Below are 15,034 nucleotides of genomic sequence, written 5' to 3' on the forward strand. Positions count from 1 at the left end.
ACACCATGCCCCAGTACGACATGACCCAGGCCGAAGCCGAAAAGCTCCGCATTGAGGTGGCCAAGATCCGCGTCGAAGTCGACAAACTGATGGCCGAGACACGCAAGCTGAATGCCGAGGCCGTCAAGATGACCCGCGAAACCTTCTGGTACCCGGTTGCCATCGCCGTCGGTTTCGTCACCACCGTGGCGACTGTCACCGCACTGATCATCAAGCTGCTCACCTGAGCATCACCGCTCACCTTGCGCTGCTTGCCGGCGATGGGCTGCACAGCAGCCCCGGTAATATCAAACCTTGTCCCAGACCTCGAAGTGATAGGCAGGTTTACCTTCTTCAGCCTGCGCCTCACTCGACGCCAGCTTCCACTGCCCCTCATCAAACGCAGGGAACCAGGCATCCCCTTCCGGCGCCATTTCCACCCGCGTCAGGTACATGCGGCTGACCAGCCCTTTCTCCAGCGCCTGCCCATACAGCTGCGCCCCGCCAATCAGCATCAGCTCATCAACGCCTTGCTCGCGCGCCCACTGTTCAGCCCGCACCAGCGCCTCCTCCAGCGACGCGAACACCTCGGCGCCTGCCAGCTCAAGCCCCGGCTGGCGGCTGACGACGATGTTCAACCGCCCGGGCAGTGGCCGCCCCAGCGAGTCCCAGGTCTTGCGCCCCATGACGATCGGCTTGCCCAGGGTGGTGGCCTTGAAGTATTTGAAATCCCCTGGCAAATGCCAGGGCATGGAGTTGTCGATGCCGATCACGCGGTTTTCAGCGTATGCCGCGATCAGGCTGAGGGGGAGTGATGTATTCATGCCGGCGAGGATAGCACCGGGCGTGTGGGTTATGCTTCTGCCCTGACCTGTGCAATGGAAGACCTTGTGACTGCACCCACTTCACTGGACAAGCGCTGGCTCACCGAAGCGGTACGCCTGCGTGAAGAACATGCCGGCCCTCTGGAAGACCAGGAGGCCAACCGCCGCGCCCGCCAACTGGGCGGCGACCTGGCGGCCCGTATCGAAACCCGTGCGCTGTGCCTGGCCGAACGCGACGGCATGACTGTCGCCTTGCACCACTGGAAACAGGGTGCGCGCCTGGCGCTGCTGCCCTTGTTGCTGCTGGCCGTGCTCAGCGGCGCAGGCATGGCGCTGGCCGCCCTGGGCGATGGGCAACGGCCGGTCAACGTATTCTGGGCCTTGGGCAGCCTGCTCGGGCTGAACCTGCTGATGCTGCTGGGCTGGGCCGTCGGCTTTGCCATCAGTGGAAACCACGGCACGGGGCTGGGCCGCCTGTGGTTATGGCTTAGCGAACGCTTTGCCCGCGATGCCAAGGCCGCGCACTTGGCACCTGCGCTGCTGGTGCTGCTGCAACGCCAGCGCCTCAACCGCTGGTTGCTCGGCCTGCTGGTACACGGCCTGTGGCTGCTGGCGATGCTCACCGCCCTGGGCATGCTCCTGGCCTTGCTGGCTACCCGGCGTTATGGCTTTGTCTGGGAAACCACGCTGCTTGCCGCCGACCCGTTCATCCACCTGACCCAAGCCCTGGGCGCCCTGCCCTCGCTGCTGGGCTTTGCCATACCCGACGAGGCCATGATCCGCGCCAGCGGCGACACCTTGCCCGCGCTGGATCTGGCCCGCCAGGCCTGGGCCAGCTGGCTACTCGGCGTAGTGCTGGTGTATGGCCTGCTGCCGCGCTTGCTGCTGGCCGCGTTGTGCCTGTGGCGCTGGCGCCAGGGCCGCGAGCGCCTGACGCTGGACCTCAGCCTGCCCGGCTACGCGCACCTGCGAGATGCGCTGATGCCCCGCAGCGAGCGCATCGGCGTGCAGGACGCAGCCCCCGAGGCTTTGCCACAGTTTGCTGCCGGCCAGCTGGAAAGCGGCAGCAGCGGTGCCCTGCTGGTCGGCCTGGAACTGGACGACCAGCGCCCCTGGCCGCCCGCCCTGCCCAAAAACGTGACCGATGCCGGTGTGCTCGACAGCCGTGAATCGCGCAACCGCCTGCTTGAACAACTTAGCCGCTTCCCGCCTGCTCGCCTGGCCATCGCCTGCGACCCACGGCGCTCACCCGACCGCGGCAGCCTGGCGCTACTCGCCGAACTGGCGCGCAATGCCGGTGCGACCCGAATCTGGCTATTACAGGCCGCGCCTGGTCAGGCTCTCGATGCCCAGCGCCTGGGTGACTGGCACGAAGCCCTCGACCGCCTTGGCCTGGCACACGCCGACACCTCGCCCTTGACCTGGCTGGAGCATGGCCATGACTGAGCCGCTGAAACTGGCCGTGGTCGGCCACACCAACGTCGGCAAGACCTCGCTGCTGCGTACCCTCACCCGTGACGTCGGCTTTGGCGAAGTCTCCCACCGCCCCAGCACCACCCGCCATGTGGAAGGTGCGCGCCTGTCGGTGGACGGCGAACCCTTGCTGGAGCTGTACGACACACCGGGCCTGGAAGATGCCATCGCCTTGCTCGACTACCTCGAACGCCTGGAGCGCCCGGGCGAGCGCCTGGACGGCCCGGCCCGCCTGGAGCGCTTCCTGCAGGGCAGCGAGGCACGCCAGCGTTTCGAGCAGGAGGCCAAGGTGCTACGCCAGCTGCTGGCCAGCAATGCCGGCCTGTACGTGATCGATGCGCGTGAGCCGGTGTTGGCCAAATACCGCGACGAGTTGGAAGTGCTGGCCAGCTGCGGCAAGCCGTTGCTGCCAGTGCTCAACTTCGTCGCCAGCCACCAGCACCGCGAGCCGCAATGGCGTGAAGCCCTTGCCCGGCTTGGGCTTCACGCGTTGGTGCGGTTCGACAGCGTGGCCCCGCCTGAGGATGGCGAGCGGCGTTTGTACGAGAGCCTGGCCCTGTTGCTGGAAGACGCTCGCCCTGCCCTGCAGCGGCTGATCGACGACCAGCAGGCGCAGCGCCTGGCGCGCCAGCACAGCGGCAAGCGCCTGATCGCCGAGCTGCTGCTGGACTGCGCCGCCTGCCGGCGCAGCGTCGAGGCAGAACCGGCTGCCGAGGCCAGGGCCATCGAAGCATTGCGCCAGGACGTGCGCCAGCGGGAACAGCGCTGCGTCGAGGCGTTGCTCAAGCTGTATGCCTTCCGCCGCGAAGATGCCCATGCCAGCGACCTGCCTTTGCTGGATGGCCGCTGGGGTGACGACCTGTTCAACCCCGAAACCCTGAAGCTGCTGGGCGTGCGCCTGGGCAGTGGTGTGGCGGCCGGGGCGGCCGCCGGTGCCGGGGTTGATTTGCTGGTTGGCGGCCTTACCCTCGGTGCAGCGGCCTTGGCAGGTGCAATTGCCGGTGGCGCGCTGCAGACCGCGCGCAACTATGGGTCGCGGTTGATGGGCAAGCTTAAGGGCAAGCGCGAGCTGACCGTGGACGACACGGTATTGCGCTTGCTGGCCTTGCGTCAGCAGCAGCTGATGATTGCGCTGGACAACCGTGGGCATGCGGCGCAGGACAGCATTCGGCTGGGAGAGCTGGATGAGAAGACGTGGCGTGAAGGCAAGTTGCCAGAGGCGCTGGTCAAGGCGCGGGCACATCCGCAGTGGTCCACCCTTAATCCAGGGGCGAAGCTGAATCAGGCTGAACGGCAGGAACAGCTAGAGGCGTTGGTTTCTAAGTTTTGAGTAAACAGGTCTGGCCTCTTCGCGGGTAAACCCGCTCCCACAGGGATAGCGCAAAGCCCAGTTCCTGCGCAGTACTTGTGGGAGCGGGTTTACCCGCGAAGAGGCCAGACCTGCAAAGTGAAGTGCTACTGCTGGGCCACCTTCTCCGACTTACCGTCATAGCGCTTGCGCCATTCAGCCAGAATCTGGTCGCGATTCTTCGAGGCCCAGGCAAAGTCGTTCTTGATCAGGCGCTGCTCATAGTCCGCAGGCAACTCGGTCTGCGGTTTGGCAATGCCCGGCGCCGCCAGCACCGCGAAGTTCTCCTTGTACAGCTCCATGGCTGCGGGGCTTGCCGAAAAATCGGCCAGACGCTTGGCCGCATTCGCCTTGGGCGAGCCCTTGATCACCGCAGTCGCCTCGATCTCCCAACCCAGGCCTTCCTTCGGCAGCACGATGTCCAGCGGCGCGCCCTGGCGCTTGAGCTGCACGGCCGGGTATTCGAACGAGATACCGATCGGGAACTCGCCCGCTGCCGCCAGCTTGCATGGCTTGGAGCCAGAGTGAACGTACTGCCCGATGTTCTGGTGCAGCGCGTCCATGTAGGCCCAGCCCTGTGGCTCACCGAAGGTCTGCAACCAGGCGCTCACGTCGAGGAAGCCGGTGCCGGACGAGGCCGGGTTGGGCATGACGATCTTGCCCTTGTACTCCGGCTTGGTCAGGTCCTGCCAGCTCACCGGTTTGCTCAGGCCCTGCTTCTCGGCCTCGACGGTATTGAAGCAGATGGTCGCGGCCCACACGTCCATGCCCACCCAGGCCGGTGGGTTGGCGGCATCGCGGTAGTTGGCTGCGATCTTGCCCAGGTCTTTTGGCGCGTAGGCTTCAAGCATGCCGTTCTGGTCGAGAACGGCCAGGCTGGACGCCGCCAGGCCCCACACGGCGTCAGCTTGCGGGCGGTCTTTCTCGGCCAGCAGCTTGGCGGTGATGATGCCGGTGGAGTCGCGTACCCACTTGATCTCGATGTCCGGGTTGGCCTTTTCGAAGGCCTGCTTGTAGCTCTTCAGTTGTTCTGCTTCCAGGGCGGTGTAGACCGTCAACTGGGTACCGGCGGCCGAAGCCTGTAGGCTGAACACGGCAGAAACGGCAGCGGCAAGTGCAAGGTGCTTGTACATGGGTAGGTTCCTTACAGGTCAGACGGTCGCGGCGCGTTGGCGCCAGGCTTGGGAGCGGCGCAGCAGGCCGCGTGAGGCTGCGGCCAGCAGCAGTGAAGCGCCGGCACTGGTCAGCAAAATCAGGGTGGACATGGCAGCAGCACCGCCCACGTTACCGGCGTCGTCCATGTTCAGCACGGCGACGGCAGCCAGAATGGTGTCGGGGCTGTACAGGAAGATCGCCGCCGACACGGTGGTCATGGCCGACACGAACAGGTAGCGGATGATGTCCAGCAGTGCCGGCAGGCAAATCGGCACGGTCACCCGCACGAAGTGCTTGTACAGCGGTGCCTTCAGCGACAGCGCGGCGGCCTCGAACTCGCCGTCGAGCTGCCGCAGTGCCGTGGTTGCGGTCATCTGCGCGGTGGTCAGGTAGTGCGCAATGGTGCACACCACCAGCAGCCCCATGCCGCCATACAGCACATGCAGCGGGTTGCCGTTCAGGTTGAAGAAGAAGACGTAGCCCAGACCCAGCACCAGGCCAGGTACAGCCATGGGGATGAAACTGAGCAGGCGCAGCATCTGGTTGAGCAGGCGCTGACCTTGGGTTTTCTCCATCAGGTAAGCACCGGTGAAGATCACGATGCTGCCGATCAGCGCGGTGCCAATGGCCATGGTCACGCTGTTGCGATAAGCCAGCCAGCCGCCACCTGCGGTATCTTCGAACATGTAATGGCGCAGCGACAACGACAGGTTGTACGGCCAGAAGGTGACCAGCGAGGAATACACCGCCATGCCGATCACCAGCAGCAACGCCGCGCACACCAGCAGCACGATGGCCAGGAAGCAGGCATCTCGGCTGCGCGATGGCTTGGGCTCGAACACCTGGGCACGACCGCTCATGGCTTCGCCCTGGCGCCGACGCAGCCAGGCATCGACCGTGAAGCTGAACAGCGCCGGGAGCAGCAGGACCATGCCAATCAACGCGCCACGGCCGAACTGTTGCTGGCCCACCACCGCCTTGTAGGCCTCCAGCGCCAGTACCTGATAGTCACCACCGACCACGACCGGAACACCGAAGTCGGTGATGGTCAGGGTGAACACCAGGCAGAACGCCGCGAATACCGCTTGCCGCGTGGCTGGCCAGGTGATGCTGGTAAATGCCCGGCACGGGCCGGCCCCCATGCTGGAGGCCGCATCGAACAACCGGGCATCGGCCAACGACAGCGCCGACAGCAGGATCATCAGCGCATGCGGGAAGGTGTAGATCGCCTCGCCCAGCACGATGCCCCAGAAGCCATAGATGTTGTCGCTGAGCAACCCGCGCAGCAGCCCCTGGTTACCAAACAGGTAGACCAGCGCGATGGCCGGCAGCATCGACGGCGCCAGCAGCGGCAGCAGGGAAATCCCCCGCCACACGCCCTTGGCCGGAATCCGCGTGCGTTGCAGCGCATAGGCGAACAGGTACGCCAGCGGCACCACGATGGCCGCCACGGTGAACGCCACCGACAGGCTGTTGCCCAGCAACCAGTGGAAATTGTCGCTGGCGAACAGTTCGTGGGCTGCCAGCAGGCCGCCACCCTGGTCCGCGTCAGCGCTGAAGCCACGCCAGAAGATCGCCAGCAGTGGCATCAGCACAGCCAGCACCAGAAGGATCAGCAGCAGGCTCTTGCCGCCGACCACGAACAACCGGTCACCCAGGGCGACGCCAGCACGTGGCGCGGCGTTGGCCTGGCTCAGCGGCAGGGACATTGGCGCGGCCATCTCAGGCAAACACCTGCAGCCTCTGCGGCGGCAGGGCCACCCAGATGTCCTGCGAGCCCAGGCGCGGTATGGCCTCGGGGGCCAGTTCAGCCAGCAGGGCATGGCCAGGCAGGGCTTTGAGTTCGAAGCTCATGCGGCAGCGGTTACCCAGGAACGTAATCTCGCGGACCATGGCCGGGAACAGGTTTTCCTCGTGCACCACCGGGTTGACCGTGATTGCCTCCGGGCGGCAGAACAACCGGCCGCTGCTGGCCTGTGCCGAACCCGGCGCCAGACGCATGCTCATGACGCCGACCTGGGCATGGCTGTCATCGTTGCGCTGGAACGGCAGCCAGTTGCCCTGGCCAACGAACTCGGCGACGAACGGTGTGGCCGGCTGGTCGTAGATTTCCTGTGGGGTGGCGTACTGCTCAACCTGGCCGTTGTTCATCACCGCAATACGGTCAGCCATCAGCATGGCCTCGTCCTGATTGTGGGTGACCATCAAGGTGGTAATGCCCAGTTGGCGTTGCAGCTGACGCAGTTCGGTGCACAAGTGCTCGCGCACCCGTGCGTCCAGCGCCGACATGGGCTCATCGAGCAGCAACAGCGAGGGGGACGGTGCCAGCGCACGGGCCAGGGCCACGCGTTGCTGCTGGCCACCGGAAAGCTGGCCGGGGTACTTCTTCTCGCTGCCAGAAAGGCCCACCAGTTCAAGCATTTCAGCCACCCGCTGACGGGCCTGCTCGCGGCCACTGCCAGTCAGGCCGTAGGCAATGTTGGCCTCGACGGTGAGGTTGGGGAACAGCGCATAGGACTGGAACAGGATGCCGTAATCACGGGCCTGGGGCGGCAGTTCGGAGATATCGCGCTCGCCGATGTACAGCGTGCCGCGGTCCTGGCGCTCCAGGCCGGCGATGCAGCGCAGCAGCGTGGTCTTGCCACAGCCGGACGGGCCGAGCAGGCACACCAGCTCGCCGGCGGCGATGTCCAGCGAGACATCGTTGAGCGCCGTAAAGGCACCGAAGCGCTTGTGGATGTTGCGCACTTTCATTTGTGCGCCGGGGGTGGCGTGGTTCATGGCAGGGCCTCATCGAAGAGATGGGGGCCATGCTAGGCAGGCTGTGCGAAGGTTCTGTGGCTTTAAGGCAAAAGCAAGTGATAGTGGTATTGGCAGATTTTGTATTGGCCCTCAAAGGCCTCTTCGCGGGTAAACCCGCGAAGAAGCCCACACCGATCTAGAAATGCGAACCAGCCACTTCCTGCGCCACGCCCAGGAATGCAGCTGGCAACCGGGCCTGGCGCCGCTCCTTCAGGCAATACAAATACTCATGCATCACCGGCGCATCCTCCAGCGCCAGCACCCGTAATTCAGGGTTATGCGGCACCTCATGCCGGGCAATCACGCTGATACCGATATTGCGCAGCACCGCCTCGCGGATCGACTCACGGCTGCCGATTTCCAGCAAAGCCCCGGCCTTCACCCCGGCCTCCTGCAGCATCTGCTCGGTCAGCTTGCGCGTGGTCGAGCCCTTCTCGCGCATCAGCAGGCAATGCCCGGCCAAGACGTCGATGGACACCGCCTGGCGGTGGGCCAACGGGTGGTTGCGGTGCACCGCCACAACCAATGGATCCGTGCCCAGGACCCGCCGCACCAACCGGGCATCCTCCACGAGCTGCGACGAAGCGGCGATGTCCACCCGGTAGTCTTCAAGCATTTCCAGCACTTGCTGCGAGTTGCCGATCTCCACCGCCACTTCCACCTGCGGAAGCCGTTCGCGGTAGATCTTCACCAGGTCGAGGATGTAGTAAGGCGCCGTGGCGGCAATGCGCAGGGTGCCTTGGGCCTGGCCGCTGTTGCGCAGTTCGAACTCGATGTCCGCCTCTTGCTGCAACAGCGCCTTGACCATCGGCAGCAGGCGCACGCCCTCTTCACTCAACACCAGGCGCCGCCCGCCACGGTAGAACAGCTCGACCGCGTACTGGCTTTCCAGGTTGCGGATCTGCGTGGTCACCGTGGGCTGGCTGAGCCCGAGCTTCTTCGCCGCCAGGGTGATGCTGCCCAGGCGGGCCACCATGTAGAAGGCTTTCAGCTCCGAACTCAGCATGCACGTCCTCTATTTGCGCAGCAGGCGCAAGCCGTTGAACACCACCAGCAGGCTCACGCCCATGTCAGCGAACACCGCCATCCACATGGTGGCCATGCCAGCGAAGGTGATCGCCAGGAATATTGCCTTGATGCCCAACGCCAGAACGATGTTCTGCATGAGGATCGCCGCACTTTGGCGCGACAGCCTGACGAAGGCCGGGATTTTGCGCAAGTCGTCGTCCATCAACGCTACATCGGCAGTCTCGATGGCGGTGTCGGTGCCAGCCGCCGCCATTGCAAAGCCGATTTCGGCACGGGCCAGGGCCGGGGCGTCGTTGATGCCGTCACCCACCATACCCACCCGATGGCCTTGGGCGTAAAGGGCTTCGATGGTTTTCAGCTTGTCGGCCGGCAGCAGGTTACCCTCGGCGCGGTCGATACCCACCACGCCGGCGATGGCCTGCGCGGTATGCGGATTGTCGCCGGTCAGCATGACAGTCTTGATACCCAGCTCATGCAGTTCGGCGATGGCCTGGCGGCTGCTGTCCTTGACCGTATCGGCCACCGCGAACAGCGCCAGCGGGCCAGAGCGGTCGAGCAGTAAAACCACTGTTTTGCCCTGGCGCTCCAGCGCATCCAGCTGGGCTTCCAGCGCGGGCGAGCACAGCCCCAGTTCTTCGACCAGGCGGTGATTGCCCAAGTGGTAAACCTCACCGGCAATGGTGCCACGCACGCCGCGACCGGCTAGGGCAGCGAAGTCATCCACTTCGCTCAAAGCCAGGCCTTGCGCCTTGCCGAACTGGGCAATGGCGCGGGACACCGGGTGATCCGAGCGCTCACCCAGGCTGGCGGCCAGGGCTTGTGCGCGGCCTCCGAACAGCGGCTCCAGCACCTTGGCGTCGGTCTGCACAGGCTTGCCGTGGGTAATGGTGCCGGTCTTGTCCAGAGCCAGGAAGTCCAGGTGGCGACCGCCCTCCAGGTAAACACCGCCCTTGATCAGGATGCCTTTGCGCGCCGCAGCGGCCAGGCCGCTGACGATGGTCACTGGGGTCGAGATCACCAGGGCGCACGGGCACGCGACCACCAGCAGCACCAAGGCGCGGTAGATCCAGTCGAACCACGCACCGGCCATGAACAGCGGCGGAATCACCGCCACGGCCAGGGCGATGGCGAATACCACCGGGGTGTAGATGCGCGAGAACCGGTCGACGAAGCGCTGGGTCGGCGCCCGCGCGCCTTGCGCTTCCTCCACGGCCTTGATGATTCGCGCCAGGGTCGATTGCCCGGCGGCGGCAGTAACGCGAAACTCCAGCGCCCCCGCCTGGTTGATGGTACCGGCGAACAGCTTGTCGCCCACCGCTTTCTCTACAGGCAGGCTTTCGCCGGTGATCGGCGCCTGATCGACGCTGGATTGGCCGCTGGTCACTTCACCATCCAGGCCAATGCGCTCACCAGGGCGTACCCGCACCAAGGCGCCGAGGGCCACTTCACGCACCTCTACCTCGCGCCACTGGCCGTCGGCCTGCTGCACCGTGGCCATGTCCGGGGTCAGCTGCATCAGCCCGCCGATGGCATTGCGTGCGCGGTCCAGCGAGCGCGCTTCGATCAGCTCGGCGACGGTGAACAGCACCATCACCATGGCCGCTTCCGGCCACTGGCCGATCAGCACGGCGCCGGTCACGGCGATGCTCATCAGCGCATTGATGTTGAGGTTGCGGTTCTTCAGGGCGATCCAGCCCTTTTTATAGGTACCCAAGCCGCAGCCAGCAATGGCCGCCAGCGCCAATGCCGCCACCACCCATTCAGGCGCCAACGCACCAAAGTGCACGACTTCGGCGGCGATCGCGGCAATGCCCGACAAGGCCAGCGGCCACCAGCGGGTCTTGGCCGGTTGCGGTGCAGCGGCTGTGCCGTCATCTTCGGCACCAAGCGGCTCGGCCTTCATCCCCAGGCTGTCGATGGCCCGTTCGATATCGCCGGTGCCGCTCAAGGTATGGCGCACGCCAAGCACGCGGTTGATCAGGTTGAATTCCAGTTGCTCGATCCCGGCCAGCTTGCCCAGCTTGTCCTGGATCAGGGTCTGCTCGGTGGGGCAGTCCATGGCCTCGATACGGAAACGACTGAGCTGCGCCTGAGCACTGGCCGTTTCGGTCAGTTGCACCCGAGACGGCGCGGCTTTGGAAGCGCAGCAGCTGTGCCCGTGGGCGGCATGGCCATGGTCGTCATCGCCATGGGCGTGATCGTGCGGGTGCTTGTGTTCGTGGCTGACAGGCTGGTTCATGGGGTCATCCTTAAATTGAGCCTGTTGCCAAGTGAACACCCTGTAGCCACTATAGGGTCAAGCCATTTGCTGGAGATTTCGTGATGAAGATCGGAGAACTGGCCAAAGCCACAGACTGCGCGGTGGAAACCATCCGCTACTACGAGCGTGAAAACCTTTTGCCCGAGCCTGCGCGCACCGAAGGCAACTACCGGCTGTATACCCAGGCCCACGTCGAGCGGCTGACCTTCATCCGCAACTGCCGCACCCTGGACATGACCCTGGACGAAATCCGCAGCCTGTTGCGGCTGCGCGACAGCCCGGATGACTCATGCGGCAGCGTCAATGCGCTGATCGACGAGCATATCGAGCATGTGCAGGCGCGGATCGATGGCTTGGTGGCGTTGCAGGAGCAGCTGGTGGAGCTGCGGCGGCGCTGCAATGCGCAGGGGAGTGAGTGCGCGATCTTGCAGCAACTGGAGACGAACGGGGCGGTATCGGTGCCGGAAACCGAGCATTCGCATGTAGGGCGAAGCCACGGGCATTGACCTGAAAGCATTCGCGGGCAAGACCGCTCCCACAGGTACAGCGCAGCCTTCAACTGCGGCGCGGTCCCTGTGGGAGCGGTCTTGCCCGCGAAGAGGCCAGTTCAGGCAGTAAAGATCTTTCAGACCGCCATCGGCGCCGTCATCGGCGCATGGTGCTCATACCCGTCAAGCCAGAAATCACTCGGCTCGATCTTTTCCAGCCACTCCGGCTCATACTTGCCGGTCTCGGCAAACGCCGGCACGCGATCACTGATCACCAGCTTCGGCGCCTCCAGCGGCTCGCGCTTGAGTTGCTCGTTCAGCATGTCCAGGTGGTTTTCATACACATGGGCATCGCCGATGAAGTAGGTGAACCAGCGCGGGGTATACCCGGTCAGGCGGCCGAACAGCGACAGCAGCGCCGCGCCTTCGGTGAGGTTGAACGGCGTGCCCAGGCCCAGGTCGTTGGAGCGGATGTAAAGGGTCAGGGAGATTTCCCTGGTCTCTACATTCGGGTGGAACTGGTACAGCAGGTGGCACGGCGGCAGGGCCATTTCGTCCAGCTGCGCGCAGTTCCAGCCGTGGAACAGGATGCGGCGGCTGCCTGGGTCGTTGGCGATGGTGTCCAAGCACTGGCGCACCTGGTCGATGGCCTTGTACAGGATGACGAACGCGACGCCGTCCTCTTCGTCCTGAGCAATGCGACGGAAGCCTGCCTTTTCGGCCATTTCGATGGCCGCCGGGTTGCTCAGCGGGATGCGTTTGTAGCCCGGCCACTGGCGCCATTGCACGCCGTAGATCTCGCCCAGGTCGTCATGGCCCTGGCGGAACGGGTTGGCCAGCCACTGGGCGTTCTCGTTGGCGTTCTGGTCCCACACCTTGCAGCCCAGCTCGCGGAATTCACCGGCGTTCTTCACGCCACGCAGGAAACCGACCATTTCGCCAATCGCCGACTTGAAAGCAAGCTTGCGCGTGGTGATGGCCGGAAAGCCCTTCTGCAGGTCGAAGCGCAGCATCGCGCCCGGCAGGCTGATGGTGCGGATGCCGGTGCGGTTTTCCTGCAGCGTGCCGTTGTCGATAACGTCGCGGACCAGGTCCAGATACTGTTTCATGGCTTACCTGTAGCAAAAACGGCAGGGGGATCGCCCCTGCCGTGGGATTAATCAGGCGGGTTTCGCCGTGGGCTTGCGATTATAAGCCCACCAGATCAGGCCGAGGCCAGCCAGGATCATCGGCACGCACAGAATCTGACCCATGGTCAGCCAGCCCCAGGCAATGTAACCCAGCTGGGCATCCGGTACGCGGACGAATTCGACGATGAAGCGGAAGATGCCGTAGAACAACGCGAACATGCCCGATACCGCCATGGTCGGCCGTGGCTTGCGCGAGAACAGCCAGAGGATGACGAACAGCGCCACACCCTCAAGGGCGAACTGGTAGAGCTGCGACGGGTGGCGCGGCAACTGCGCCGGGTCGCTGAACGGCGGGAAAATCATCGCCCATGGCACGTCGGTAGGCTTGCCCCACAGTTCGGCGTTGATGAAGTTACCGATACGCCCGGCGCCCAGGCCGATCGGCACCAGTGGGGCGACGAAATCCATCAGTTCGAAGAACGACTTGTTGTTGCGCTTGCCAAACCACAAGGCCGCCAGCATTACGCCAATGAAGCCGCCATGGAACGACATGCCGCCCTTCCACACCTCGAAGATCAGCGTCGGGTTGGCCAGGTACTGGTGCAGGTCATAGAACAGCACATAGCCCAATCGCCCGCCGACAATTACCCCCATCGACAGCCAGAACACCAGGTCGGACAGCTTCTCACGCGACCAGGTAGGGTCAAAGCGGTTCAGCCGGCGCGAGGCCAGCAGCCAGGCGCCGCCGATGCCGATCAGGTACATCAGGCCGTACCAGTGGATTTTCAGCGGCCCGAGGGCCACGGCCACGGGGTCTATCTGCGGGTAAGGCAGCATGGAACTTCCTCTCGATTCAAATCAAAAAGCTGAGGCCGACACAGAACAGCAGTGCTGCGAACAGGCGCTTCAACAAACGGGGCGACAGCTTGTGCGCCAGGCGCGCGCCAAAGCGGGCGAAAAACATGCTGGTCACGGCAATGCCGACCAGCGCCGGCAGGTACACGTAGCCCAGGCTATGGGGTGGCAGGTGCTCTTCGTGCCAGCCCAGTAGCATGAAGCTCAAGGCACTGGCCACGGCAATCGGCAGGCCACAGGCCGAGGACGTGGCCACTGCCTGCTGCATGGGCAGGCTGCGCCAAGTCAGGAACGGCACGGTCAGCGAACCGCCGCCAATGCCGAAAATGGCCGAGGCCCAGCCAATCACCCCGCCCGCGCCGATCAACGCGGGCTTGCCGGGGATGCCACGGCTGGCCTTGGGCTTGAGGTCCAGGGCCATCTGCGCGGCGATGACCAGGGCGAACACGCCGATGATCTTCTGCAGCAGCGGGCCCTGGATCAGCGAGGCCGTCTTGGCACCGATGCCGGCGCCAATGAGGATGCCGAGGGTCATCCAGGCGAAGATCGGCCATTGCACGGCACCTTTGCGCTGGTGCTCGAGCACGGCGTTGATCGAGGTAAAGACGATGGTGGCCAGCGACGTGCCGACGGCCAGGTGGGTCAGCACCGAGGCATCGAAGCCCTGCAAGGTGAAGCTGAACACCAGCACCGGCACGATGATGATGCCGCCGCCCACGCCAAACAGCCCGGCCAGCACACCGGCACAGGCGCCCAACAGCAGATAGAGCACGAATTCCATTCGGCTTCCCCAGCAAAACAATCCGGCATGGTAACGGAAGCCGGGCTCAGGGCTCTAGTGAACTCTGTGACAGGATGGATCCGCCCCGCCGCTGTGGGTACAGTGGCATAAAACACAGAGGCCCGACCAATGTGCCTGATCGTATTCGCCTGGCGGCCGGGGCATGCCCTGCCGCTGATCGTCGCGGCCAACCGCGACGAGTTCTATGCCCGCCCCACCCAGGCCTTGGCGGCCTGGGAGGATGCCCTCGGCGTGCATGCCGGCCGCGACCTGGAAGCCGGTGGCACCTGGCTGGGCGTGGGGCCGCAGGGGCGCTTTGCCGCGTTGACCAATATCCGTGACCCGGGTCAGGCGGTGGGGCCGCGCTCACGGGGCGAGCTGGTGGCGGCGTATCTGAAAGGCGACTTGGGGGTCGAGGCTTACCTGGACCAGGTGGCCAGCCGCAATGGGCAGTATTCGGGGTTCAACCTGTTGGTGGGCGATGGGCAGCAGCTGGGTTACCTGCATGCCCGGGATGCCACGCCGCGCCTGCTGGAGGCGGGGGTTTACGGGCTTTCCAATGCCGGGCTGGACACGCCGTGGCCGAAGTTGGTGAAGGCGCGCCGTGGGCTGGAAGGATTGCTGGAAATGCCGGAACCGCACCGGTTGCTGGCGTTGCTGGCAGATAACGAGCCTGCGGCGGATGGTGATCTACCTGAGACAGGCGTTGGGGTAGCGACCGAGAAGTTGCTGTCGAGTGTGTTTATTGCCAGCCAGAATTATGGGACGCGGGCCAGTACGGTGCTGATTGTGGATGATCAGGGACGAAGGCAGCTGGTTGAGCGCAGCTTCGGACCATTTGGTGGGCACTTGGGGGAAGTTGAGGTGTTTGTCTGATTATTTGATGCTGCCTGTGCGGGCCTCTTCGCGG

At 64.5% G+C, this 15,034-nt stretch carries 14 protein-coding genes; 5 read left to right on the plus strand and 9 right to left on the minus strand.

Annotation, left to right across the window (positions count from 1 at the left end; genetic code table 11):
• Positions 1–5: 5 nt before the first annotated feature.
• A complete protein-coding gene (locus ACF8MI_RS13805) occupies positions 6–227 on the plus strand; it encodes a hypothetical protein (RefSeq protein ID WP_104833785.1) in 222 nt (73 codons plus the stop codon).
• A 60-nt stretch (positions 228–287) separates the two neighbouring features.
• On the opposite strand, the gene ACF8MI_RS13810 is transcribed toward ACF8MI_RS13805, so the two are convergent.
• A complete protein-coding gene (locus tag ACF8MI_RS13810; protein ID WP_060498085.1) occupies positions 288–803 on the minus strand; it encodes a dihydrofolate reductase in 516 nt (171 codons plus the stop codon).
• Positions 804–857: 54 nt separating this feature from the next.
• On the opposite strand from ACF8MI_RS13810, the gene ACF8MI_RS13815 reads away from it, so the two are divergent.
• Together ACF8MI_RS13815 and ACF8MI_RS13820 are read left to right on the plus strand one after the other, a co-directional pair.
• The gene (locus ACF8MI_RS13815; protein WP_104833784.1) at positions 858–2,249 is read left to right on the plus strand and encodes a DUF2868 domain-containing protein; all 1,392 of its coding nucleotides are present in this window, start codon (positions 858–860) and stop codon (positions 2,247–2,249) included.
• Positions 2,242–3,606 (plus strand): GTPase/DUF3482 domain-containing protein, encoded by a 1,365-nt coding sequence (locus ACF8MI_RS13820; protein WP_200928881.1) that lies wholly within the window; start codon positions 2,242–2,244, stop codon positions 3,604–3,606. The genes ACF8MI_RS13815 and ACF8MI_RS13820 overlap by 8 nt, the downstream gene beginning before the upstream one ends.
• A gap of 125 nt (positions 3,607–3,731) precedes the next feature.
• Here the strand turns inward: ACF8MI_RS13820 and ACF8MI_RS13825 are convergent, their stop codons facing one another.
• From ACF8MI_RS13825 to ACF8MI_RS13845, 5 genes are all read right to left on the minus strand, one after another.
• Positions 3,732–4,757 (minus strand): putative 2-aminoethylphosphonate ABC transporter substrate-binding protein, encoded by a 1,026-nt coding sequence (locus tag ACF8MI_RS13825; protein WP_060498088.1) that lies wholly within the window; start codon positions 4,755–4,757, stop codon positions 3,732–3,734.
• Between the two features lie 18 nt (positions 4,758–4,775).
• Positions 4,776–6,500, minus strand: a complete 1,725-nt coding sequence (locus ACF8MI_RS13830; protein WP_060498089.1) for a putative 2-aminoethylphosphonate ABC transporter permease subunit — start codon at positions 6,498–6,500, stop codon at positions 4,776–4,778.
• Position 6,501: 1 nt separating this feature from the next.
• Positions 6,502–7,560, minus strand: a complete 1,059-nt coding sequence (locus ACF8MI_RS13835) for a putative 2-aminoethylphosphonate ABC transporter ATP-binding protein (protein WP_200928882.1) — start codon at positions 7,558–7,560, stop codon at positions 6,502–6,504.
• Between the two features lie 157 nt (positions 7,561–7,717).
• Entirely contained in the window at positions 7,718–8,587 is an 870-nt protein-coding gene (locus tag ACF8MI_RS13840; RefSeq protein WP_060498091.1) for a LysR family transcriptional regulator, read from the minus strand.
• Positions 8,588–8,596: 9 nt separating this feature from the next.
• The gene (locus ACF8MI_RS13845) at positions 8,597–10,849 is read right to left on the minus strand and encodes a heavy metal translocating P-type ATPase (RefSeq protein ID WP_200928883.1); all 2,253 of its coding nucleotides are present in this window, start codon (positions 10,847–10,849) and stop codon (positions 8,597–8,599) included.
• 83 nt (positions 10,850–10,932) lie between these two features.
• On the opposite strand from ACF8MI_RS13845, the gene cadR reads away from it, so the two are divergent.
• Positions 10,933–11,376, plus strand: coding sequence for a cadmium resistance transcriptional regulator CadR (gene cadR / locus ACF8MI_RS13850; protein WP_104833780.1), 444 nt, complete (start codon positions 10,933–10,935; stop codon positions 11,374–11,376).
• Positions 11,377–11,495: 119 nt separating this feature from the next.
• On the opposite strand, the gene ACF8MI_RS13855 is transcribed toward cadR, so the two are convergent.
• Genes ACF8MI_RS13855 through ACF8MI_RS13865 form a run of 3 tightly spaced genes read right to left on the minus strand, consistent with a single transcriptional unit; the run spans position 11,496 to position 14,124 of the window.
• Positions 11,496–12,467 carry a thymidylate synthase gene (locus ACF8MI_RS13855; RefSeq protein WP_200928884.1) on the minus strand — a complete coding sequence of 324 codons (972 nt, stop codon included), beginning with the start codon at positions 12,465–12,467 and terminating at the stop codon, positions 11,496–11,498.
• Between the two features lie 51 nt (positions 12,468–12,518).
• Positions 12,519–13,325, minus strand: coding sequence for a prolipoprotein diacylglyceryl transferase (gene lgt, locus ACF8MI_RS13860; protein ID WP_060498094.1), 807 nt, complete (start codon positions 13,323–13,325; stop codon positions 12,519–12,521).
• 16 nt (positions 13,326–13,341) lie between these two features.
• Entirely contained in the window at positions 13,342–14,124 is a 783-nt protein-coding gene (locus ACF8MI_RS13865) for a sulfite exporter TauE/SafE family protein (RefSeq protein ID WP_104833779.1), read from the minus strand.
• 129 nt (positions 14,125–14,253) lie between these two features.
• Between ACF8MI_RS13865 and ACF8MI_RS13870 the strand changes: the two genes are divergently transcribed.
• Complete coding sequence (locus ACF8MI_RS13870) at positions 14,254–15,000, plus strand: NRDE family protein (RefSeq protein ID WP_060498099.1); 747 nt, start codon at positions 14,254–14,256, stop codon at positions 14,998–15,000.
• The last annotated feature ends 34 nt before the right edge of the window (positions 15,001–15,034 follow it).

This window comes from Pseudomonas sp. yb_9 (assembly GCF_043103635.1).
GTDB lineage: Bacteria > Pseudomonadota > Gammaproteobacteria > Pseudomonadales > Pseudomonadaceae > Aquipseudomonas > Aquipseudomonas monteilii.

Coding starts and splice junctions, on each gene's coding strand:
- ACF8MI_RS13805 (WP_104833785.1), top strand. CDS start 6: ATGCCCCAGTACGACATGACCCAGGCCGAAGCCGAAAAGCTCCGCATT.
- ACF8MI_RS13810 (WP_060498085.1), bottom strand. CDS start 803: ATGAATACATCACTCCCCCTCAGCCTGATCGCGGCATACGCTGAAAAC.
- ACF8MI_RS13815 (WP_104833784.1), top strand. CDS start 858: ATGGAAGACCTTGTGACTGCACCCACTTCACTGGACAAGCGCTGGCTC.
- ACF8MI_RS13820 (WP_200928881.1), top strand. CDS start 2,242: ATGACTGAGCCGCTGAAACTGGCCGTGGTCGGCCACACCAACGTCGGC.
- ACF8MI_RS13825 (WP_060498088.1), bottom strand. CDS start 4,757: ATGTACAAGCACCTTGCACTTGCCGCTGCCGTTTCTGCCGTGTTCAGC.
- ACF8MI_RS13830 (WP_060498089.1), bottom strand. CDS start 6,500: ATGGCCGCGCCAATGTCCCTGCCGCTGAGCCAGGCCAACGCCGCGCCA.
- ACF8MI_RS13835 (WP_200928882.1), bottom strand. CDS start 7,560: ATGAACCACGCCACCCCCGGCGCACAAATGAAAGTGCGCAACATCCAC.
- ACF8MI_RS13840 (WP_060498091.1), bottom strand. CDS start 8,587: ATGCTGAGTTCGGAGCTGAAAGCCTTCTACATGGTGGCCCGCCTGGGC.
- ACF8MI_RS13845 (WP_200928883.1), bottom strand. CDS start 10,849: ATGAACCAGCCTGTCAGCCACGAACACAAGCACCCGCACGATCACGCC.
- cadR (WP_104833780.1), top strand. CDS start 10,933: ATGAAGATCGGAGAACTGGCCAAAGCCACAGACTGCGCGGTGGAAACC.
- ACF8MI_RS13855 (WP_200928884.1), bottom strand. CDS start 12,467: ATGAAACAGTATCTGGACCTGGTCCGCGACGTTATCGACAACGGCACG.
- lgt (WP_060498094.1), bottom strand. CDS start 13,325: ATGCTGCCTTACCCGCAGATAGACCCCGTGGCCGTGGCCCTCGGGCCG.
- ACF8MI_RS13865 (WP_104833779.1), bottom strand. CDS start 14,124: ATGGAATTCGTGCTCTATCTGCTGTTGGGCGCCTGTGCCGGTGTGCTG.
- ACF8MI_RS13870 (WP_060498099.1), top strand. CDS start 14,254: ATGTGCCTGATCGTATTCGCCTGGCGGCCGGGGCATGCCCTGCCGCTG.